This is a genomic window from Niastella soli, assembly GCF_017742245.1.
Taxonomy (GTDB): Bacteria; Bacteroidota; Bacteroidia; order Chitinophagales; family Chitinophagaceae; genus Niastella; species Niastella soli.
Window position 1 is genome coordinate 214529 of the sequence record NZ_JAGHKO010000010.1, and the last position, 23874, is coordinate 238402.

Sequence of the window (23874 nt, forward strand, 5' to 3'; positions counted from 1 at the left end):
CCGGATATTTTAGAGATTGCTTTTACAATTTGCCCAGTAACATTTTCACACTTACGCCAGCAGACCAGATATACTGCCCGGTGGAAACTTCTTTATCTACCAATCCATTAAGTGCATAGCGCAGATTAGGGCCAACCCAAAGCGGATGTTTGCTCTGTTGTAATAAACCAACACTAAGGCCGGTCACAAAATTGAACTGGGTTTTATTGAACAGGTCGTTATCCTTATAATAAACGCCCTTCAGGCCTTCGTAATGTAAGGCATCTACTGATAGCAGACGGGCCATAGAAACACCGGCTTCCAACTGGAACGGCGGCAGGCCTCTTCCTTTATTTATTTGCCAGCTTGCCATTAACGGAATTTCGAGATAATGAAAACGATAGGTATATTTCTGACTGGAGGTTGTCATACCCTGGTAATAGGCAGCGCTGCTAATGGTTTGGGCCGTATCGGTGCCCGGATATTTATAATATTCAGATACGAGTGCAGCTTGTGAAGTACCCATATTCACTACAATAGGGTTATTGGGTGAATTCACTTTTTGTCCAACCTGGGTATGTACACTTATAGAAGAATATTCCAGACCCAGTGACAACTTCAATCGTGGGGAAAGTGTGCGTTGAACAAACAACCCTACGGAAAAAGCAACATCAGCCTGAATGGGTGAAGCTTTCTTAGGCGGTGCGGCGTAAGCCTGCCAGCTTACCAATTGATTATTGGTGCCACTAAAGCTATTTGTACCATTGCTGGGACTTGTACTTGGACTGGCACTGCTGCGGGCCGACAGGTCTTCTGCAATGAACTTTTCGTTCCCTAACAATCCTTTTAACTGAAAGAGTTTGCTTTCAGTAATACGGGAATACCCTGCATCGGCCACAACGCCCCAATGCCATAAAGAAGCTTTTTTGCGGATAATAGACGAACCGGAAAGAGCAACAACTGGTCCAGACGGCATCATTTCAGGAGCCATGGTCTTAAACGGCATAATAACCGCTTTATTGGTGGCAATGGCGCTGTCCAGCATATTCACCCGTATTGGCATAGTGCTGTTCCACGCATTCTCATTGGGTTGGGCAACTTCAATTACTGGCACTTTTTCCTGATATACCGGCGTCGTTATTGCCATTGCTTCAACCATCCGTTTCTTCTTGTTAGAGCGCTGTTTTTCATAAGGCAGCTTACTCACAATGACGGGTTCATGCGGATTTGTGTGTCCGCCAATATTATTGGCAAGCGGTTGTTGAACCGGCTTTTTATTTCTTTTTATAGTTGTTTTGGTAAGGGCGCTGTTATCAGCAGAAGCAACAGCTGGTTGCTTATTTTCTGCTACAGTATGCGGGTTGGTAGTTTCAGCAGTAGCATCAGGTCCTTCAACGGTTGGTTGTTTTTGCTCACCGTTTGGTGCTATTGAATGCTGGTTATTGTTTTGGCTGGCGGCCGCTGTTTTATCTGTTACCGGTTGTAAGGTGCTTGATTGACTTGATTGATTAGTAGAATTAGACGATGTTTCAGCGGATTTTATATTTGACAAAGAAGCGACTGTTGTCTGGGTATTCGTTGTAATAGGTGTCTGAGCTGTATAACGATACAGAATATAGCCACCGGCCGTTACGCAAATAAAAAGCGCAGCCATCCACCACCACAAAAACGGGCGACGGTGTTGATCCTGACGGATGTTTTTCTCCACCTCCATCCATACGGTATCAGAAGGACGCAGCTTTAGCTCCTGCAGCTTCTGATGTACCTGTTTCTCAAATTCATGGTCGGACATACGTTTCCTTTTTTGTTTCTACGCTGGTTTTTTTAAGCCACGTTATCAATAATGCACGGGCGCGGGCATATTGTGACCGGGAAGTACCCTCGTTTATACCTAGCATTTTTCCAATTTCTACATGTGAAAATCCTTCAACAGCATGCAGGTTGAAAACCGTTTGATAACCTGCGGGCAACTGGCGGATCAACTCAGCCAGGTCCTTTGCCTGCAACGTCACTTCGGGGTTATCATCTGATACCGGGTGCAGGCTTGATTCAGGAAAGGATAGATCGGTTTGGTACCGGCTGTTCTTTTTGAGATAATTTAGGGCTGTATTCACCATGATCCGGCGGATCCACGCGCCTAATTCCCCCTCAAATTTAAACTGGTGCAGGTTGCGGAAGATCTTTATAAACCCTTCCTGCAGCACATCCTCCGCATCAGCAACAGACTTGGTATAGCGATAACACACCCCTAACATACCCTCAGCAAAATGCTCGTAGAGCTGTCGTTGGGCCTCCGGCAGCCCCTTCAAACAATCTTTAACCAGCCTGTTATAATCCATTTCTAGTTATGTGGTGACAATAATCGATGTCATACCGTTGCACAAGTTTAACAAAATGCAATTTTATTATTTATTCAGCTATACTGGAATAGTGTTTATTCTGAATATTTAACTGACAGAAGGGCAATGAGCAGTGGGCAACAGGCAATGGGTAAAACTCAATAACTTAATAACTAAAGAACTAAGAACTTACCTTTGCCCCCCTATGGCAACACTTATTGAAAGAGATAAAAAAGCAGTTTGGCATCCCTATACGCCACAGAAATCGATGCCGGAACCCATTCCGGTGGTGAAGGGAGAGGGTACCTACATTATCGATGAGCATGGAAAGGCCTATATTGACGCCATCAGCAGCTGGTGGGTTACCATCCACGGTCACGCCAATACTTACATTGCCGAAAAAATATACGAACAGGCCAAAACCCTGGAACAGGTAATTTTTGCCGGCTTCACCCATGAACCGGCAGTCAGGCTGGCCGAACGCCTGCTGGAAATTTTACCAGGTGATTTTGCCAAGATCTTTTATTCAGATAATGGTTCTACCGCAGTAGAGGTGGGTGTTAAAATGGCCCTGCAATACTGGTGGAACAAAGGCAATAGCAAACGCAATAAGATCCTGGCGCTTAACCATTCGTACCATGGCGACACGTTTGGAACCATGAGCCTGAGTAACCGAAGTGTATTCACCCTCGCCTTCCAGGATAAATTGTTCGATGTTATTTTTACCGATGCCCCTACGAAGGACTCGCCTTTATATGACGGTCCCTGGGATGAAATAGCCTGTTTTATTTATGAGCCTATGTTACAGGGAGTTGGCAGCATGAATATGTACGATGCAACCGCCCTGAACAAACTACTGCAGCAATGCCATGCCCATGAAGTGATCTGTATTGCCGATGAGGTAATGACAGGTTTTGGCAGGACGGGGAAGTTGTTTTCCAGCCTGTATATGGAAGAAAAACCGGATATCATTTGTTTGTCAAAAGGGCTCACCGGTGGCACCATGGCACTGGGCGTTACGGCCTGTACCAACAAAATTCACAGCGCCTATGTGGATGATGACCGTAAGAAAACATTTTTTCATGGACACTCTTTCACGGCCAACCCCCTCGCCTGTGCGGCAGCCCTGGCCAGTATGGACTTACTGTTACAAACCGATTGTCAAAATCAAATAGCGCAAATCAGCAGTCTGCAACAACAATTCGTTCAGCAATTAAGTGCTGATGCCCGGTTTGCAACGCGGGTAAAGAACGCGAGAGCCATTGGCACTATCATGGCGTTTGAAATTGAATCGGGCCGCGATGGATATTTGAATACTATTGGCTGGGAAGTTACGCGCAAAGCGTTGGAACAAGGAGTGTATTTGCGTCCGCTTGGCAATACCGTATACATTATGCCACCGTATTGCATTACTACCGAACAACTAAGTAAAGTTCACCAGGTTATAATTAATATTCTGGAGACAACCGCATAACAAACCTCCTAACATGTTAGATGCCAGTAATTGCAGGGTTACAAATACTGGCATCTAACTAATAAAGTTCCTTAGCAGGTAGTCTTATACCCCCCAGTCATCAGCAGACAATTCAAAACGCAACTCACCATTGGGCATTTTACCAGCCTCTTTCCAGCCAAAACTCCGGTAAAAGTCGGCAGCACGCGTGTTGGCGGCGGTACTTAACCAAATGGTATCGGTGGTTTGCGTATAGTACCAGTCGAGCAACATAATAAGCAGCTCCCGGCCAACTCCCTGACCTTCAAAGTCGGGTTGTACAAATAAGGCCCAAACATTATGTTTTTCCAGGTCTCCAATGGCAAAACCCACAATCTTATTGTCCATTTCACACACCCAGCCTTTTCCACGTTTTGACAAAAAATCGATATAATCCTGCTCCGTGACCAATGCCGGGTTAGACAGGGCATTTTCTTTTACAGCCAAACGTACCGCTGACAGTTGTGGAATATCGGATATAGAGGCTTCTCTGAAATTCATGTAATAATTTTTATCTGCGTCTTCCTTTTTTAAAAGACCCGATTTTTAGAAAAAAAATTATGCCCGACAATGTGGCTGTTACCCCGTTAGCCAGAATTATGGGCGTATCGTGAATATACAACCCATAAACGAACCAAAGGATAGTTCCTGCGAAAAGCATTGAAAAAGTAACAATTGACAGGTCTCGTGTTGACCTGGTTTTGATTGTTTTATATGCTTGTGGAACATATGCTGCCGTGGTTAGCAGGGCGGCCGTCATTCCTATGGACGAAATTGTCATACGCGGCAAAAGTAGGCAATCGTTGCAACCCAGAAAATCAATTTGACAGTTTAATTAAGTAAAAAAATCTGAAAAATAGCACAATACTATAAGGCTACATTAAAATACAATTAATTCACATTCAAATATATACATATTCTTTACACAATGCCGGCAAGCTTCATTTGTTGATGTACATCATTGACCTCTCATAAAAAAACCCTGCTGTAAAAACAGCAGGGTCACTATCATAAATGGAACCAATTTGCTTTTAGTATCTTTTTTTCTCCATGTTCATTTCGCATATGCGTATATTGCCCAACCCAACGAAAAGATCCTTATTCACATTTTTCCAATGCAAGCTTAAATGCTTTAAAAAGTTCATTATTATCAACTGAATTAATAACCTTTACCGCATCACTGGTTTTAAAAGTAAACCCGGCACCACTGTTTCCGGTATCGTGTGCTGTTGGAATAAAGACGATGACATTATTATCGCATTCGACAGAACAATACTTTGTGCTTTTTCTCTTTATTGGTGCCCACGATTTCAAGCCCATGTTTGCCAAAAGTTGCTTATCAAAAGAGCTCCAGTCTTTCGGGTCAGGCAAACCCATACGACTTTTGGAAAGAGATTCGTTAATTCCATTTATTATTTCTTCAGGGGAAGCATTCACAGGTAAGATCACCACATGTTCATCACTTAACCAAAATCCTGCATTTGCTTTTGACTCCGGATGAATGATAATTTTTTCTTTAAGGATATAAATTGACGCCTTTTTCATAAAATGTAAACTTTATTCAACAAAGCTTATAATAAAATGTATGTTATTCTCTGCGGCATATTGAATAGCCTTTCCAATTTCAGACCATTGCGCTGCCGATCCTTGACCGGGTTGAAGCCCCAATTGCAATACTCGTCTTGCTATATCTTTAGGATCAACTGTTACCCCTTGTAATTTATAAGGTTTATCAAAAAACATAATATCATCAATATAGCCTTTAAGCGTACTATAAAGAGAGCCCGAGGTCTTATATGATTTTGCCAGGTCAACACTTTTTATACTCGTTGCAATACCATTTTCAAACCTGTCAAAAGTCTTGAATGCGTATGGCAAATTCGATCCTAGATATCTTTCAGCCAGTTTCCCCCGCATAGCGTCACCAAATTCCCATATAGAAGTGCCACCACTACCCATATTGACACCAGCCACACTAAAATAGCCAGCTGTAAACAAGGAAAAAACACCAGTACCAATTTCAGCCACCCCTTGCACCCGGGAAGCTTCTTCCCTTGTGATCAGATCCTTACCAGTAGCAACTTTACTGGTGCCATGTGCAATCAACCCAACCGGGTTTATATTTCTATTAAACCAATCAAGCCCAGCATAAATATTACCTCTTCCATTATTGAAATCATTCCAGCCATCCTTTATTTGCGTCCACAACGTCTGCTGCCTCGCCGGTTCCAGCCCATCCAGATCTATTGCGTTTGGAACTTCATTTCCAGCAAACTGATAGGGCGTATAATGATAGAACGAATCCGCAATTGGATCTTCACTTAAGAACCTTCCGATTTGCACATCATAATTATTTCGCGCTCCATATTCGTACCATTCTAATCCACTACCGTCTGAAAATTCATTGTTCGCTAATTCTTTGCCGTTAAAATTATATTTATTTCCCAAAATGCACATGGCCCCTGAGGAAATGCCTTTCATCGTTAACCCAAACGGATAATAATGCGTTTCTTCCAGCAACGGCCCTGTTATATGGGTCACAGCAAGATTGTCAAAGAACACCGGCAAATTACTTTCGTTGCTTACATAAATGTATATATATCCGTTCTTTTTTACCTCAACAGGGGCGTTGATAAACATATCGTGCAGTTTATAACCGCCGTCTGCCTGAACAGGGTCTGCTCCACCGCTTACGTACCTGAATTGTTCATCAAAAAGCAAGTAATTCAAATAAGCTTTTGCCCGGGTTGGTCCTTCTGTATGATTATTAATAAAGTCAAAGATCCCGGTTCCTGTTTGTAACCCTTCAATAGTTGATAAGCCCATAGCTTTTGTAGCAACAGCCTCGCTTCCGGCAAATGCGGCCAACAATTCGGTAAGGGCTGTAGTGGCAGGGTTTCCGGGACTACTACCGCCCGGCAAATTGTAAAAAGATTGAGCAGAAAACCTCACATTATCACCACTCATAACTTTTAGCACAATGCCTAAACCAGTACGTTGTCTCTGCAATCCGCCATGCACCTGGTAAAGCTTTTGCTGGAATTGCGGGTAACCGGCAGCGCCATTTACCAAGTTTACATCTGTTACCTGTTCGTCATGAATGCTATAAAATTTCTTTTCATCAGCCCTTTTATTTTCCTCCAGCGTAGCAGCAATATAACAGTTCTCTTTCTCCTCTTCAGTTAATACAACGCGGATATTACCCAGATGGTCTTTGACAAAGTAATCATACACCAATCTGTCTGGTTGTGCTGCACAGGTTGAAGTGGTTGCTTTTAAGAAGCGTACCCGCCCCTCTTCGTGTTGCAAAAATTGTAACTGATCTGGCGTATTCAAACCTGATAAGGCGTCATTGCTATATGTTTTGCGTTCATAAACAGCTCCCGAAAGATAAGTTGTAATAGTACTTATATCAGTTGTACAGTTTGTTCCATTATAAGCCACAGTAGCCCCTGTTTCTTCAATTATCTTTTTCAGCTTATTACCCCTGGCATCATAGGTATAACTGATGGTCCCTCTATTTGAGCCATCATCTTTTTTAACGGTGACCACCGATGGCAAATTGAGGTGGTTATAAGCAATATTGCTGATGTGCTTGTTTTTATCCAGGGTCATGTTCCCATTGGCATCATAACTATAGTCATCGGTACCATCATTGTTCCTGTCATTAAAATCACCCAGCGTGCTGGTATTGGGCGATTGATCGCTTACGCCCCTGAGCACATTGCTGAGGTCGTTCCCGTTAATAGTATAATTATAGGTCAGTTGATCGATCAGGGCTCCCGGGCTTCCGGCTTTCCAACCCTGTTGTGTCATAGCCAGTAAATTACCATTGGCATCATAGGCACTGGCAGGATTTATACCATCACCGACCTTCATACTATAATTCATTTTACTTATGCCCCAGCTGTTAGAATTATCATCCTGCTTAAAATCGCCTTTTAATAAACGACCGCTGTTATCGTAGCTATAATCGTACTGGCGGCGAACTCCGTCTCCTCTTGTCTTCCAGATCATACCACTGATATTACCATTATATTGAGACTTTGTATAACCGGTAGACGAAGCTGCTGAAACCGTTTTGTCATAGCCCAGCTCCATAGCAAAATAACTGTTGGAAGAAGCGGCATTATCCTGCAGCTCATCCTTATTCACACTGGTGAGCCAGCCACGAATATTATAGTTGTAATCGAGCTGTTGCAGGCCGGCATTGTTGTGGTAAGCCGGCGATACTATTTTTCTTTTTAACAGACCAATTGCATCATATTCATTTTTAGCGATGGTGGTCCAGTTGGCAGGCAGGGCGCCGCCATTCACCAGACTATTAGCAAATTTCTTATCAATCCTTGCTACCCGGCCCAATTCATCATAGATCATTTTGGTAAGCACCAGGTTGGTTTGCGCATCGTTACCCGCCTTTTGTTGATTAACCACCGTCATCAGGGGCTGGCCGGTGAAACTGTACTGAGTAGTTACGATCTCTTTCCCGTCAGTGATATTGGTTAACTGAGTTTGGATCATGCGTCCTTTATCATCATAGTAATGAACGGCATAAAGATATTTACTCTCGCCAATGACTTTTGTACGTGTACCGGTAAGCATACCGCCCACCTGCTCACTTTTATTTAAAGCCTGGGGATAAGGGAACTGACTGTTGGAAGGCGCATCAAAATAACCATCATCTACTGTACTCCTGGCCGCATTAAATCCTGCTGCGGTATGGGGCGCCTGATTTACCCAATCATAATTGTCATAGAAGTTGTATGTCAATTCTTCAAAAGTCTGGCCATTCAGGTCAGGATAGGCCGTGCTGTTATAAGCGGCATTGGCATGCGTGGCCCAATTGTCGTTATTTTGCCAAAGGCCTGTAGCAACAATACGGTCAAGATGATCATATTGCATATACATCCAAACAGGTAAAGCGCCCGCACGCATATTACCGTCCTGTTTTAACACCAACCTGTTCCTGGAATCATAAACCATGTATAGTGGTTGCGCTCCTGGCGCCTTTCTAACAACCAGGCGTCCTCGTGCATCATATTCATAACGAAAGCAAAGCTCATACAGCATAGTTTGTGATAGTACCCAGTTAACGCCGGTCTTTGCAAGCTCGGCTACGGCTTTAGGCTGAATCACTGCGCGTAACCGGTTAAAATCGTCATAGATCAAATAAGTAGAAAGCCAACCTGTATGATCGCTGCCGGAACCGTTATCGGCACTGGCCGTAAGCTGTATCTTTTTCAAGACGATCTGCCCTTCTTTATTATGGAATTCGATCACCTGTTTGCCATTCTCATCTATGGTAACCATCTTATACAATTCCCCTGCCGCATAGCTGGTTGTTGTAGTATAGGAGCCAAATTGCCCGGCAGCATTCTCTGTTACTGTCCAAAGCCGAACATTATCAGTTACTGTATTCACCCAATTCCGGGTTTTTACCCCAATGCCATTGCCCGTCCAAGAATCGCCAGGGGCCATTTTCTGCTCCACCCGGTTCAGCGGAGATGCATCAAAAATGGTTTGCCCGAAGTAAAAATGATCACCGGGATTTTGTACTTTATGGAAATCATTCAATTCGGTCAGCGGATTTGTTTTGAACTTACCATCGTTGCCTGGTGACACATATGGCAGGTAGGTAATGGATTCCCTGCCCAGTTCATCATATGCAGCAGGAGTAACAACATCTTTAAAATCCGTTCCATTTTTACTACCCTGCCGGGTAACCGTTTGATCCAGTCTACCAAGTCCATCCAAATATTGGGTGGTTTGTTTTACCTCCTTAACATCTGTTATACCAGCTGCATTCACATCGTAAAAAACCCCGCCATGCGCAAACACACGCACTTTCACATAATTCTGATTTTCGGCATCTATAGAGGTGGTGATTATCCTGCAGCTATTGGTGACAACCGATTCATTGCTGGTGATACAGGTCACCTTCCTTCTGAACCAGCTGGTGGTATTCAGGTTTCCGGGTTCATATGTTAAACCGGTGGCTCCGTTTATATCGGTAAAATTGGTTCCGTCTGCAGATTGCTGCCATTGATAGGCATAAACGCCGCTGCAATACCCCTCTGCTGCGGAGGCAGTCAGTTTACCGGGATTGGTATTCACTGGTATGGATACAACAGCCGGATTGATCACCCCCGCATTGAATGCCATTTTTATTTGCGTGGTGCTACTATATACCGAAACTCCATTGCTCGTCACTAATACCCGGTAATATACAGGCTGGGTCAATACACCAGGATCATAAGTAATAGTATTTGCCCCGGCAATATCATTGAAGGTGCTTCCATTTACCGATTGCTGCCACTGGTAAGTGTATATATTATTACCGCCTGATACGCCTGTAAGGAACATTTCGTCCGGATCTGTATTATAGGTCACCGACGTACTGGTTGTATGAATATACCCTCCTGCCAGTACCGGATATATACGTACAGTTGCCGCATTACTATATCCGGTAAATCCGTTGCTGGTTACAGCAACCCGATAATAAGTAGTGGCTGTAACATTCTGGGGAGTATAGTCAGTAGAAGAAGCACCGGCGATATTAGTGAAGGTTATTCCGTTATTACTGTATTGCCATTGATAGGTATACACGCCGCTGCCACCTGAAACCCCATTGATCAACAATTGCGTAGCGTTTGATCCATAATTGATCATTGACTGGCTGGCCGGCGTTACAACTCCGGCCTGCAAGGGTGCATACACAGTTACGGTTGCCGCACTGGTATACCCGGTACTTCCATTGCTGGTCACGGCAACCCGGTAATAAGTAGTAGCTGTAACATTTTGGGGAGTATAAGTACTTGAGGTGGCACCTCCGATATTTATGAAGGTTGTTCCGTCATTACTGTATTGCCATTGATAGGAATATGACCCGCTACCGCCGGAAACACCGCTTATTGACAATTGAGAAGCGTTTGCGCCGTAATTGATCGTTGGCTGGGTGGCCGGCGTTACAGATCCTGGCTGCAATGGCGCAGGGCCTACTGTGATAGTTACAAAATCTGACGCGGCCTCTTCATTACCACAGTTCACCATTCGTCTAAAGATTGTAGTTTTAGTTAAAATACCCGGATCAAAGTTTTGTACATTGGAATTATCACACAAATACCAAACTCCTCCCTCCTCTGTCTTTATCCACGAATAGGTATAGTTTCCATTACAAGTGCCTCCCGTAGCTGGTGAACAGGTTATAGGTCCTGGACTTGTTCCATAATCGATGTTCTTATTGCCCATAATAACGCCAGCCGCTACTGGCGCCGGGTATACTGTTACAACGTTCGTAAAGGCACTTTCGCCACAATCATTAACCACCTCGCGCTTAAAATAAGTAATCCTGTTTATAGAAGACGAAGGGATCAGATATATACTTTGATTTGCTCCATAAATATAATCCCAGGTACTACCGTCAGTTGATTGATACCAATTGTAACTGACTTCGCCAAAGGCGTACGCCTGACTGGGATACAGAATCTGGTCGTCCTCAAAATGTAACTCGGGAAGAAGCGATCCTGGGGAAATAATGGCCTGAACACGAACGTTCAAAATTCTATAAAAATATCCATAGGCAATCACAACTGAATTAGCACAGTTATTATTCCATTGTACAGTAATTGAGTATTTATATTGACCATTTTCATATTCTTCGTTGTCTGTACTGTAAATATAGCCGTGATCTTCCGGCACATACCAGTAAACCGGTACAGAGTAAGGGCTATATGTGGTATAGGTAGCCATACTTCCTGCCATTATAGTCTCGGGGCCTCCAATTTCCTGGGCCAACGCGGGAAATAAACAACAGGAAAAAACAGCTATTAGAAAAGTTCTGATTAACATAAACCGGGGTTATTAGTGAGCCTTGAAATTGTAATCTATTGTCTTGAGGATATTGCCATTGCGATCGGTAACCAGGTTCAGGCGATTATATTGATCATAGAAATAATTTTCCACGTTATTGTTCTGATCAAATTTTTTTGTCACCAATCCCTGGGCATTATAGGTTTCACAAATGAAAGGATACCCTTCGGGAGCAATTACAGCAACACTATTTGCTGTACCAATATAGAATACGATCTCCTGTGCATCCTGCAAATTGGGAATAGACTGAAGATCGATGACCGCTCTTCCATCCTGTAGGGTAAAATTTAAATATCCTGAGAAGCCCGTACTGTACTTTATTCTATACTGGAAATAATTGTTTGTAAAAAAGACTATATTCCTGTTCTTCTTTTTATAATTAGCCAGGCTCAGGCTGGATTCATAAACTGATGCCGGTTCGCTGGTCCGTACAAAATACAGGTTTACCTGTACTAAAAGATTATAACGATTTTCATATAAAGAACCGATAAAATCGCTCATGAAAGGGGCCATATAATAAATGCTGGGTATATAACCATGACTCAGATTATATATCTCCGCTTTATCTTCTTCCGTAGTAGCAGCCCAATCTGTGGAAAAAGTATTGCCAAAAGCCATGAACGTTCCATAACTGTACTGTTTTGACATTATAGTAAACATATTGTACAACGACTTCATTACCGGCCTTGCCATCAGATATTCATAATCGTAAGGATAGTCAGTTTGAAGGCGCTTATACCCATCTACTATTTCACGGGCCCAGGTTACCCAATCATAGAATTCAAGTTCCGGATCAGGAGCGTAAAAAGGATCCAACCTTTTTCTGAAAATTGAATACATCCCGCCAAACTTGTAATTCAATTCATTTGTGATCGAAAAATCAAACACTTTCACATCAGAGGGATCTGCATTTTCCAGTTGAACCACCGAATTAAATGTTAATTCACTGTACTTTGTCGACTCTTTCTTCCCGTTCGTTTCTTTACCTGTAACAACAACGCCCCACGGCATTTTTTCCCAGGTATAGGCCGACCTCACTTTATACCATTGTTTATTTTCATGAAAAAGCTGGTTGTATAATCCGCTCGATGACATATTATCATTCCACCCCATTTCTCCTGTAGCAAGGGGTTTTTGCAGCTCCAGCGCATACGCTTCATCGAGCAACACATGTTCCCCTCCATCCAGCATATGTACCCCATACTTATTAATAGTGCCGCCGGTTACCTTCCAGGTATTGCTAGCAGCATTGAAGTTCCAGTTTTGCTCTTCGATAATTGCTTTTGTACAATTCAACGATAACAGTTCTCTGATGGCTGCATCGGTTGATGGGTCATAATCAATAGCATACTTGAATCGTTGCATTACTTTCCCTTTTGAGGTAGTGGTCTCGATCCTGGTGGGGTAAACGCTCAGGCTGTTATCATAATAAAAATGCGTTTCTTCCATAATGGAAGGGCCGTAATTTCCCTGCAACAGCCATTCAAAATAATAAGGCTGGTCGTTACGGCCGAAGGAAGAACCTGGTACCGCATTCTGATTGGAAGAAAATTCATAATGTTTGCTTTCAATCAGTTTAACAAATGAATTGACTTTTATCTGGTATTGTAAGGCACGATTGGAAAGCGTTAACCGGGGTCGTATGTTGTCGTAATAATACTGGTAAGGATTATAATAGGTGATACCGTCTTTTGCAATAATATCTTGCGTAAGATATGCCCTTTCACTTTCACCGGGATTGAAACCGTGAGGAAAGGCCTTAAGCTGAATACGGGAACCGGAATTATTTTGTTCATCGGCAACCAGGTAATTATTCTGTAACAATTGGAATTCCCGGGGAAGTGCATAAGAACCATAATAACCAGGTATATCCGAAGCCGGAACCTGGTACTTGTTTTTATCGAGGGTCAGCATCCTGCCCGTTTCATCATAGGTGACTTTAGCCAGCAGCAGGTTTTCCAGGTTGTAGGGATAGAAATCGTTAAAACCCTCATCTTCTGCAAAAGAAAAGTATTTATAACCGGTCCGGCCACCCCCATCGCGGACCTCTTCCACATATCCGTAAAACACATTTGAATTGCCCGTTTCCTCCAACTGGGCGCTAAAATCAAAAGGCTCCGATGCGGTTATTATATCGGAAATTCCAGAACTGTAATTAGCTACAATTGAAAAGGCCTGTTTGCCACAATTCACCAGTTTTCCGGTGCTTTTTATAAAAGACGGATCATATTGGTCAGGGAACTCATATTTGTATTTTATCGTTGAAATATTGCCGATCCCATCATCCTGCCTGACCGATTTAATGCGTAAACCGCCCACCACTACATTCTGTTTTTCACCTTCCCTGTTTATTGTATTGGCCTCATACTCCAGCAGTATGCTTCCGCCGGTAGGTATGGTAACCTTTTTCAAAGACCTTGCAATTGTTTTGCTGATGTCCGGTCGTCTGTCCCCCACACCAAAACCTTCCCCATTTTCAAGATCCCCTACTCCACTAAAATAAAAGTTCCACCAACGGGAATATTGATTTTGAAATAAGGAAAAGGCATCAGGATTAGAGCCTGTACCATAATCGTAAAATTCATCTGAGGGATAAATGTAATTATTGCCTTTGCCATTATTAAAGCCCCAATAATCCTTGTCATATGGCCCTATATATTCGTTCTCATTAAAATAATCGAACGTATACTTTAATTCATTAGAAGAACCCGCAGGTGTAAAATTCAACTCTTTTAGCAATCCATTTCCTAAAGTCAGATTAGAATTGATGTAATTTTCACCGTATTGCAGCACTACCTGTTGAACAACATCCTGTTTTCGGTCCCACAGGGTGACTTTGGTTAAGAGTGTATTACTTTTTTGAACACCAAATGTCCTTGTCTTATATTCCAGATTGATGATTGCATCGCGCAATTGTATACGCTTAAGGAGTTTTATTCTGCTAAATGAAGCCGAATAGGAGCCGAAAAAATTGCCCCCGAAATAGGTTGCCGTCTCATAATACTGCTTTAACAATTGACGAAACTCATTCTGAAATTGATTCAGTGTCTCCAGATAGGGGGCATAATCCAATTGATAATACAAATCGAAGTTATCCATAACCTGGTCAATCTGCGCATTCACCGCCTCTATTTCCTGCTGGTCGTTCAACGCATCATACATGTCCCTGGGAGCTTCCCAATTCTGGTAAGCCCTCAAATTCCTTTCATAGCTGTCTTGCGAAAAATTTCTTTTATTCTCCAATGATCGAACAGCTGACTTCATCGCAGTTAACGCATTATTTGCTTGCTCCCGTATTGCCTCATCAGGCTCCTGTAAGATCAAAGATTCAATTGCGTTTCTTAAATCTTCTCTTCTCGCATATTTCACCATAGGAGAACTGTATTCTTCCACTCGTTGGTCCAGGATGTTCTTGTTCTCGGAAACAACATCATCTTCATACATAAACTTTATTTTATCGCCGTTCAGGATCTGTATCTCGGTCAAATACCATACAACAGGCGCTCCTTGTATGTAATTTTCTTTCACTCCCGGTTCCGCTTCCTGTTTATAATAACTGATCAAATATTCTATATCCTGGAATAAATACACATTACCGCTTTCATCTGTCACTTTAAACCCGGTGATCTGCATTCCCTCATTCTGAACTTCAATTTTTACTTTGTTCTTTTCCAGTTTTATAACCTCAAAATGATCGTAATTCATTTCAATGAGGAATTTTGCAGACAGGTCGTTGTAATGCAGGGTAAACAAATCTGATTCACCATCCTTCTCTCTTTCGTTGACCCTTTCCTCCCTTTCACCAAGCTGGGCGGCATCAGCAGGCATGGGATAAATAGCCATACCATATTGCTCATCAGCTTTGCTTCCACGAATAACCCTCGATACCATACCTGTACCTGTTAAACCCCAGCCCAAGCCCACCGAGCTGGGTAACTGATCAACCTTGATCCCATTTCCTGCATACGCCAAACCCAGTGAAACCTTATACCCGTTCTGTGAGGCACCCACCAATGGAATGGAATAATTTACGATGCCCGTTGAAAAATCGACATTCGTCGAACCGCTTGCCGACAGGGCTGCTTTAGCGTTATCTCCCGGGGTTATCTTTTGTGCAAATGAATGTTGAATAACCAAGAAAAATAGTATCACCGCAGTCAGCGATCTTACTTTATGAAACGCCATACGCTTTATTTAAATTTGGATTGTTTATTATTTTGCCCCGTTCATTTACCAGAACTGATAGCCAAACCGGTCACTATGGATTGTGCGTTAGATATTTTGAAGTTGAGCTCTGAAAAAGGCAGTCATGAAAAGTAAAAATAATGTAAGCGACAGGAGCCACTTTCGATGCATTATATGGGATTTAATGAATGGGTGAAGTGATCTTGGGACACACAAATGCGTTATTCTCTAACAGAGAAACGAAAGTATTTCGGCCATTACCCCATACAGAAAGGGAAATCTGAAAAAAACATTAAAAAAACCCTGCCGAAAAACAGCAGGGTTGCATAAAAAATTGATCCGTTATATTAAAATATTAAAAAGTAGGATCATCGGGTGTGTTGGGATTACCATTATGTTCAACATTTGGATAAGGCAGGTAATTCCGGGTGCGTTCCGCATTAGGCCGGTTGAACCGTCGGCTGTCAAATTCATGCAAACCCGATAAATATAATTCAATGGTACGGTGACGGTAGATCTGATCGAGCAGTTGCGCCTGGGTATAAGGCGTAAGATCTGCCGGCAAGCCTGCCCCAACGCCAAATGGGTCTGCAGCAGGTTGTTTGGTGATCACCTTGTTTAATTCGATCTGTGCATTTACCAGATCATTCTGCCGGGCATAGGCTTCTGCTTTTATTAAGGTCATTTCACCGGGTAAATAAACTGGTATAGAGCCGGTAGAAGTGGCAAAAAAGTTACTGAGGCGAAAACGGTTACCTGAACCGGTAGAGATAGTGATATAGAAAGGCTCGCGTTTATCTGCCAGGTCGGGCGCCAATGCCGGCGGCAATCCCATGGTAGAATCAATGGGTTGATAAACGTTATTGGTAGAAGTGGCCGTTTCAAATATAGGGTTCAGCGTTACCACGTCGTAATTGAAAGTTGATCTTTTGGTAAGATCTACCATATTTGCTTCTGCCAGTGCCTGCGCATAATTTCCGGTATACAGGGAGAAGCGCGCTTTTAATGCATGCAAGGTGTTCACAATATTAATTCCAGCGGGTACATTCGAAAGGAATGATCCGCTGATCGTATCTACAGTGACTGTAGCAATGGCATTGTTGATCACATTCAATGCCCTGGTATACCCTTCCGTATTGGGGACGAAATTGACAGGAACGCCAGGCGTGGAGGTATCGGGGATCTGTTGCCAGAACATAGCCATATTGGAAATAGCTAAAGCTTTAAATATACTGGCATAGGCAATCAACCCACTGGCATAATTTTTATCACCCAATTGGGGAGTAAAAGCAAGCACGGTATTGGCATCATAGATCACCTTATTGCAGTTTGTCCAAAATGATATCGCAATGGAATTGGTGTTCAATACGTACGGGCCACCCTGGTAAAGCTGGTATTCGGCAGTATTACCCTGGTTAAGGATGACCAATTGTTTTGAAACAAACCCATCAGTGGTAATGAGGTTGTATATGGAACCCGCACGGGTAGCTGTATAGTTCTTTTGTAAACCTATTACCATCCCAGTTAATCCGATTGATGATTTAACCACGTTTTCTACCGCAGCATTGTTGGGATCGGCATAATCTTTTTTACAGGCAACAGACAGCAGCATCAACGCAGCCATTGCAAAACAGGTTGTATATTTTATTGTTGTATACTTCATAAAATAGTTTTGGGTGTTAAAACTTAGCAGCAATATTGAAACTGAACGTGCGGGGAATAGGCACAGTCCCAAAATCAATATTCCGTAACAAGGTACTTTGGCCACCGGCATTCACTTCGGGGTCATATCCCTTATAGTCATCCCAGGAGATAAGGTTACGGCCACTAAGGCTAAAGGTGAGGTCATTAAAGATCTTAAATTTCCCTAAACGATAGCTCAAACTTATTTCACGAAGTTTCACAAACGAACCATCATCCACGCGCCATTGTTCTATCTGGTACACACTGTTGATATAACCACGGGGTAATAGCCCCAGGTGTTCCTGCTCCGCTACTTTACCATTGCCTACCCCTTGTCTTGTTCTGAAATCGGCATTCCATACATCAACACCCTGCACGGCATCGAACTGAACGCGTAACCCGATTTTTTTATAGCTTACTTCATTTACCAAAGTAGCGGTATAATCAGGATTGGGGTCGCCAATTACTTTTAGTAAAGCATCTCCGGTAGGCAACCCGTTGGCATCACGTTGTGGTGTATACTGCAGCGGATCGGTTTGCTTGGCCCCTCTTTCTGTCAACGGGAATCCTGAAGCATTTTTTATCTGATTGCCATTGGCATCGGTAGCGAAAAATGTTCCGTAAAAAATACCCACGGGTTGTCCTTCAATTAACCAGATAGGAGCGCCGGCATTGGTGCTTAAAGAAACAGCCTGTCCAACCTTTACCACTTTATTGCGATTGTGATTATAAATGCCAGTAACATCCCAACTCCAGTCTTTATTTCTCACCGGTGTACCTGTTAATACTATTTCGAAACCTTTATTCTCCAGAGCCCCAAAATTATCCAACAGGCTTGAGTACCCATTGGTGGGTGCAATATTGCGGTTGAGTAGTAAGTGATCTACTTTTTTATTATAATAGTTGAACTGCAAACCGAGCCGGTTCGCAAAAAAAGACAGGTCGGTACCCACTTCAAATTCCTTTTGCCGTTCAGGACTTATCTTGGTATTGGAAAGGCTTGATTTGCTATATAATGCAGTTCTGCCCAAAAAAGAACTTATAGGCAAAGTATTAAACCGGTCGTAAGGACCAATCCCTGTCATGTTTCCCGATTCCCCATACGCAAGCCGGAGTTTGGCTACATCCCACCATTTTGACAGGGGCAGTTTACCCCACCAATCGGTGCCAGACAACAGATAGCTTCCGCTTGCTTTTACATACACCTGGCTGCGTTCGTCTTTACCAAATACTGATGATCCATCAACCCGCACGGCGCCTGTAATAAATAACTGGTCTTTGAATTTAAAATTCTGTTGCAGATAGCCGCCTGCAATAGAAAACTCTGACCGGTAATCAGTGCCTGGCAGTTGCGTACTGGCGCTGTTAACCGTTTCTACAAAAGGCGTCATACCCCTGCCTTGCAATATGCTCAGGTTATTTTTTTCGTATTGAACCGCATAACCTACCTGGGTGGTAGATGCCCAGTCATCGTTTATATTTGTCTGGTAGGTGCCGTTTATTTCATGGTTTATCTGGAAGAAGGTATTGGCGCCATTACTGGCATACCCATTCAAAGCAGGGTCAATGTTGGGTGATCCACCACCATAGAAGGCCGTATTGGCTACATATGCATAAGGCGGCATATAGGTGGTACCACGCTGACCGTAGTTATCAATACCCATTGTATAATCGAAGCTTAATCCCTTTGCAGGCTTTACTTTCAATTTGGCGCTGGCTATAAGCCGGTTGGTTTCCTGTTTTTGTTTAAAATCTTCTATTACCGATACGGGATTTATGCGAAGCCTTTCACCTACTCTTTGCAAATTACCCAGCGCATCCCGCTGCCAGATATTGTGAAAATTCCCAATGATGGTAACCGAATTCATGGGTGAAAAGAACGAGTTGCCATCGGGCTTTTCATCGGCAGCACTGTTTATGTAATTTAACCCGACACTTATATTGGCCCATTTAGCCAGTTCCTGGTCGAGGTTAACGCGGTAGCTGAAACGCTTAAAATCTGTGTTCTTGATAATCCCTTCGTTATAGAAATAAGAAGCAGAGGCAAAGTATTTGGTTTTATCTTTTCCGCCAGCCACTGATACATTGTTATCGGTGCCCAAACCGGTTTGAAAAATATAATCCTGGTAATCGTACCGGGTAACGGGCGTTGTATTGGTAGGCAACGCAGCTGGTGTACCTGTAGTGGAAATCAGGTCTTGTGTAAATGCATTCGGCCCATCCGGCGGACCACCGAATTTCACCGGAGCTTCGTTCACATCCAGTTTTTTGCGCAGGTGGCTTGTCATGATACCGGTTGAAAAACTTACGGTGGGTAAACCGGCACTGCCCCTTTTAGTAAAGATCTGCACCACCCCGCTATTGGCGCGGGAACCATAAATGGCAGATGCCGCAGCGCCGTTCAGCACTTCAATATGATCAATATCAGCCGGATTAATATCCACCATTCGGCTTTGGCCTGGCGTTCCTGTAAACGTATTCCCCTGAGTATTACTCGGTCCGGCACTACCGGCATCATACGTATTTTGGGTATTGGTAACCCGGTTAGTAGAATTATTGATGATCACCCCATCAACAATATACAGGGGTTCCGATGAACCGTTCAAAGAGCTGACCCCACGCAGCCGAACCGAAATGCCCCCGGCCGGGTCGCCCGAGTTTTGTACGATCTGGGCACCTGCGGTCTTTCCTTGCAATGCCGCCAGTACATTACCCGTCGCGCCTTTATTCAACTGATCGGCCTTTACGGTGCTGATATAACTACCAATCTGTTTACGGGTAGTTCCTTCCGAAGTACCCGTTACTACTACTTCTTCCAAACCCAACGCATCCTCAGACATGGTATAGTTCACCGTATAATTTTCAGCACTGCCAACCTGCAGGCTTTGTGAGGCGCTTTTAAAACCCACTCCCGAAAATTCAAGCGAATAACTGCCTGGTTTTAGCGCCGCATTGATGCTGTAATTGCCCGATGGATCGGTAGCAGTACCAAAATTGGTGTTTTTAACCGTAACGGAAATACCGGTTAACGGCTGATTCTCCTTACCGGTTACCTTTCCACTAATATGAACCTGAGCAAACGTCAGGCTCACAATCAGCTGGCAGAACAGTAATAAGCCAACTGCTTTTACTGATCGACTACTCTTTAATGAAAGTTGGGTCATAATCCTTTTTTTCGAATTAATAATTAAATACTAGGAATCGTTTGAAGGACAGGTTTATGCTCGTTCAATTATTTCGGGTAGTTGTGTATAGGGGCGGATGCTGCCAGCGGTTTCAAAAACCTGGCAGTAACGATAAAAAAAGATGTGTTGGATTAATTGGGATGTATGTATCTCCGGTAGTAATAACAGGATGGTGGCAGGTACCAATCCAGCGATCAATTCCTCTCAGATCAATTGCCTTTCTAATGGTGTAAAGCATACCGCAACAGTTAGTTAACACCAAATTCAGCATTAAAACGCAAATTACCAAAACAAAAAGCACACTCCTGCGTGTTTATGCGGGTTTAGGATTATAGTAATTAGTAATACTTCCTTTTCCGGCTAAACCATGCAGAACTTGTAAAGAATACGACAGTGGTAGTAGAAAAAACGGGCAAATGACCCTCTAACAAAAAAGCAAAGAGCCATCCCTTGCTAACGCTCAGGACAGCTCTTTGCTTACTTTACTCTTATATACGCTTAACCTTATTGAACTTTGAAATCTACTTCTTCATTACCCCACAATAATGACACCTTACCACTTTTATCAACAGTGAAGGTCATACGTTCAGTAGCACTGGGCGCTTTACCGGGTTTTACATTTACGCGTAAAGCATCGTCTGCTTCCTTGTAATTGGTTCCCCAGGTGTTCCAGGTCTTACTAAAGATGATCACCCACTCTTCTTTACCGGGAATGCTGTACAAACCATATTTTCCGGCAGGCAGGCTTTTGCCTTCCACCTTTACGTCTTTGTTCACTTCAAACACGGTAGCTTCGTTGGCGCCGGTTCTCCATACTTTACCATACGGCGCAATATCGGTCCCGATTGTACGGCCTTTCACGGAAGGCTGACTATAATCAATAGAGATAGTGACCCCGTTACTGGTAGTTTCTGATACTTTAGCAGGCGGGCTGGGTCTTTGTGATTTATCACCCTGGGCCTGTACGCCTATTGCCACCAAAGCTATGGCAGACAAAAGCAACAATTTTTTCATACTATTTCTTTTTAAGATGAAATGTAAGCCTTTATGGATTTTTTTCGAGCAACTTTTTCAAATTGCCCAGCGATTTCTCCATAGGCGGCCCCAATTGCTTATCAAAAACTATGCTACTAAATTTTTCCCAGGGGTACCACTTTAATTTTACATCAAAATACCACTGTAAAACCAGTTGATCACCCGTGCCCTCCCAGGTAAACCCACTGGCAAGCACCCGCGCATTTTGCTGACGCCAGGCAGTAAAAAGGGTATCCCCGGTTGAAGGCTCACTGGTTACTTTTAACTGATCGCTCGAATATGATTTTTCAGCATATTGCTGATTGGTAAGAGCAGGGTTGTTCACCAGCTCATTCCATTGCTTCCACTGACGCAGGTCAGTCACCAGGGCGCGCAAACTGTCGTTAGATACTGAAATGTTCATTGCCCTTGAGATCCGGATCTGGGAGGGAATGATCAAAGAAAAAAGATACGTGACCAAAAATAACACCACCACACTGATGATGGCCAGTTTCACTATTCTCATTTTATAGTTCTTGAGTTTTGAGTTCTAAATTTTAAGTTTTTGTTGCCCCGCAGGAGCTTCTGACGTCTGCCATCTGCCATCTGCCTTCTGCCGCCTTTTTTACTCCCAACGGAATATTCTGATCAGAATGCTATAGGCTAACAAACACCACACAATTAAAATAGTGATCTCCTTGCCTACGCCCAGCAAATGCATGCCTTCGAAAGAGACTTTACGCATGGCATCGTTCAACGCTGTTAAAGGAAGGTAATTGATGATGACCTGCATACTTTCGGGCAGTAACCCTTTCGGGAAAAAGGTGCCCGATAAAAAATACTGCGGGAACATGAACAGATTGGCATAAATGGGGATCACATTCTGGTTCTTGGCCACGCTGCTGATAATAAAACCAAAACCCATGAATACGGTTACCCCCAGGAAGCTTAGAACCAGTAATTCCAGAAAGGTCACAAACCCATGAGCCAGGGTAAAATGATAAAAGAAGGTACCGAATAAGATCAATATGATAGAAGTAGTGAGTTGAAACGCCACACGGGCCAGGCTCTCACCCAATACAATAAATGTTTTGCGTACCGGTGTGGCAAACATCCGTTTCAACACCAGGGTTTCGCGCAGGGTAAAGAAAACGAATGCCACTCCAAAAACGGCAGAACCGATGAGGGAAAAACCCAGCATTCCAGGTAAATAAAAATCGATCATACGGTACTGACGGCCCGGCATTTCTTCAACCGAAACGGTTGCGATCTTATTGGGCATTGAATTGGCCGTTACCTCATTAACAAAACTATTCAAAAGAGCTTGAACAGCGGGCAGGTCACGCTGACTGGCCGAGGTGGTCTTTAAATGAATATCATACTTTGGTCCGGAAGCATTTGCGGTCAACGGTTTTACTTCGATCAGCGCAGTAATACGGCCCTTCTTTAACCGGTCGAGCAATTCCGCTTCGCTTCCCTGGTGAATGTCAAAAGCCGGGATGGTCTTAATAGCAAAATAAACATTGCTGGTGGTATCGCTTTTGGCGTCAAAAGCCACATCATAGGCCTTTCCGCCTCCGCCAGTCAATGCGCCAAAAACCATTATAAGTACAATGGGAAAGAACAGGCTAAAAAAAATGGCCTGGGGACTTTTAAATATGGCCCGCAGTGTGGCCCTGCAAATAGCCCACATGGCCGTCCATTGGTTGTATTGACCCGACATAGTTTATCTCAAAAATTAGGGGGCAAAGGTAATCGTGAAACGGCAGACGGCAAACGGCAGACGGCAAACAGTTCGCGCCTTTTGAAATTATTAAACAACCTTGCGCCGCCTCATTTTTCTGCCTCGCGTGCCGAATCCGCGGCAGCAGTGTAGGAGCCCCAATACCTTTTGTTTTCCCTGTCTGCCGTCTGCCGTTTGCCGTCTGCCGTTTGCCGTCTGCCGTTTGCCGTCTGCTGTCTGCCGTTTGCTGTCTGCCGTCTGCCGTCTGCCGTTTGCCGTTTGCCGTCTGCCGTTTGCCGTCTGCCGTCTGCTGTCTGCCGTCTGCCGTTTGCCGTTTGCCGTCTGCCGTCTGCCGTCTGCCGTCTGCCGTCTGCCGTCTGCCTTGCTTCAAAACAAAAAGGTGAG

13 protein-coding genes are annotated in these 23874 nt (G+C 43.6%); 1 reads left to right on the forward strand and 12 read right to left on the reverse strand.

The window, feature by feature from the left end; genetic code table 11:
- Positions 1–22: 22 nt before the first annotated feature.
- Both J7I42_RS25205 and J7I42_RS25210 read right to left on the reverse strand, forming a co-directional pair.
- On the reverse strand, positions 23–1771 hold the full coding sequence (locus tag J7I42_RS25205) for an outer membrane beta-barrel protein (protein WP_209141654.1): 1749 nt from the start codon (positions 1769–1771) through the stop codon (positions 23–25).
- A complete protein-coding gene (locus tag J7I42_RS25210) occupies positions 1758–2318 on the reverse strand; it encodes an RNA polymerase sigma factor (RefSeq protein WP_209141655.1) in 561 nt (186 codons plus the stop codon). Before J7I42_RS25210 ends, J7I42_RS25205 begins: the two co-directional genes overlap by 14 nt.
- Before the next feature lie 205 nt (positions 2319–2523).
- Here J7I42_RS25210 and bioA point away from each other — a divergent pair, with 205 nt between their 5' ends.
- Positions 2524–3792 (forward strand): adenosylmethionine--8-amino-7-oxononanoate transaminase, encoded by a 1269-nt coding sequence (bioA, locus tag J7I42_RS25215; protein WP_209141656.1) that lies wholly within the window; start codon positions 2524–2526, stop codon positions 3790–3792.
- Between the two features lie 84 nt (positions 3793–3876).
- Here the strand turns inward: bioA and J7I42_RS25220 are convergent, their stop codons facing one another.
- From J7I42_RS25220 to J7I42_RS25265, 10 genes are all read right to left on the reverse strand, one after another.
- Entirely contained in the window at positions 3877–4311 is a 435-nt protein-coding gene (locus tag J7I42_RS25220; protein ID WP_209141657.1) for a GNAT family N-acetyltransferase, read from the reverse strand.
- Positions 4312–4321: 10 nt separating this feature from the next.
- A complete protein-coding gene (locus J7I42_RS25225; RefSeq protein WP_209141658.1) occupies positions 4322–4591 on the reverse strand; it encodes a SemiSWEET family sugar transporter in 270 nt (89 codons plus the stop codon).
- 317 nt (positions 4592–4908) lie between these two features.
- The gene (locus tag J7I42_RS25230; protein WP_209141659.1) at positions 4909–5355 is read right to left on the reverse strand and encodes a hypothetical protein; all 447 of its coding nucleotides are present in this window, start codon (positions 5353–5355) and stop codon (positions 4909–4911) included.
- Positions 5356–5367: 12 nt separating this feature from the next.
- Positions 5368–11658, reverse strand: coding sequence for a DUF6443 domain-containing protein (locus J7I42_RS25235; protein WP_209141660.1), 6291 nt, complete (start codon positions 11656–11658; stop codon positions 5368–5370).
- A 12-nt stretch (positions 11659–11670) separates the two neighbouring features.
- Entirely contained in the window at positions 11671–15864 is a 4194-nt protein-coding gene (locus J7I42_RS25240; RefSeq protein ID WP_209141661.1) for an RHS repeat protein, read from the reverse strand.
- 355 nt (positions 15865–16219) lie between these two features.
- On the reverse strand, positions 16220–17527 hold the full coding sequence (locus J7I42_RS25245; protein ID WP_209141662.1) for a RagB/SusD family nutrient uptake outer membrane protein: 1308 nt from the start codon (positions 17525–17527) through the stop codon (positions 16220–16222).
- Positions 17528–17543: 16 nt separating this feature from the next.
- Complete coding sequence (locus J7I42_RS25250) at positions 17544–20711, reverse strand: SusC/RagA family TonB-linked outer membrane protein (protein WP_209141663.1); 3168 nt, start codon at positions 20709–20711, stop codon at positions 17544–17546.
- A 525-nt stretch (positions 20712–21236) separates the two neighbouring features.
- The gene (locus J7I42_RS25255) at positions 21237–21746 is read right to left on the reverse strand and encodes a DUF2911 domain-containing protein (RefSeq protein WP_209141664.1); all 510 of its coding nucleotides are present in this window, start codon (positions 21744–21746) and stop codon (positions 21237–21239) included.
- A gap of 31 nt (positions 21747–21777) precedes the next feature.
- On the reverse strand, positions 21778–22272 hold the full coding sequence (locus J7I42_RS25260) for an SRPBCC family protein (RefSeq protein WP_209141665.1): 495 nt from the start codon (positions 22270–22272) through the stop codon (positions 21778–21780).
- 99 nt (positions 22273–22371) lie between these two features.
- Positions 22372–23469 (reverse strand): ABC transporter permease, encoded by a 1098-nt coding sequence (locus tag J7I42_RS25265; RefSeq protein WP_209141666.1) that lies wholly within the window; start codon positions 23467–23469, stop codon positions 22372–22374.
- Positions 23470–23874: the final 405 nt, after the last annotated feature.

Bases quoted from the DNA above. Each gene is read 5' to 3' on its own strand.
- J7I42_RS25205 (WP_209141654.1), bottom strand. From the start codon at position 1,771: ATGTCCGACCATGAATTTGAGAAACAGGTACATCAGAAGCTGCAGGAG.
- J7I42_RS25210 (WP_209141655.1), bottom strand. From the start codon at position 2,318: ATGGATTATAACAGGCTGGTTAAAGATTGTTTGAAGGGGCTGCCGGAG.
- bioA (WP_209141656.1), top strand. From the start codon at position 2,524: ATGGCAACACTTATTGAAAGAGATAAAAAAGCAGTTTGGCATCCCTAT.
- J7I42_RS25220 (WP_209141657.1), bottom strand. From the start codon at position 4,311: ATGAATTTCAGAGAAGCCTCTATATCCGATATTCCACAACTGTCAGCG.
- J7I42_RS25225 (WP_209141658.1), bottom strand. From the start codon at position 4,591: ATGACAATTTCGTCCATAGGAATGACGGCCGCCCTGCTAACCACGGCA.
- J7I42_RS25230 (WP_209141659.1), bottom strand. From the start codon at position 5,355: ATGAAAAAGGCGTCAATTTATATCCTTAAAGAAAAAATTATCATTCAT.
- J7I42_RS25235 (WP_209141660.1), bottom strand. From the start codon at position 11,658: ATGTTAATCAGAACTTTTCTAATAGCTGTTTTTTCCTGTTGTTTATTT.
- J7I42_RS25240 (WP_209141661.1), bottom strand. From the start codon at position 15,864: ATGGCGTTTCATAAAGTAAGATCGCTGACTGCGGTGATACTATTTTTC.
- J7I42_RS25245 (WP_209141662.1), bottom strand. From the start codon at position 17,527: ATGAAGTATACAACAATAAAATATACAACCTGTTTTGCAATGGCTGCG.
- J7I42_RS25250 (WP_209141663.1), bottom strand. From the start codon at position 20,711: ATGACCCAACTTTCATTAAAGAGTAGTCGATCAGTAAAAGCAGTTGGC.
- J7I42_RS25255 (WP_209141664.1), bottom strand. From the start codon at position 21,746: ATGAAAAAATTGTTGCTTTTGTCTGCCATAGCTTTGGTGGCAATAGGC.
- J7I42_RS25260 (WP_209141665.1), bottom strand. From the start codon at position 22,272: ATGAGAATAGTGAAACTGGCCATCATCAGTGTGGTGGTGTTATTTTTG.
- J7I42_RS25265 (WP_209141666.1), bottom strand. From the start codon at position 23,469: ATGTCGGGTCAATACAACCAATGGACGGCCATGTGGGCTATTTGCAGG.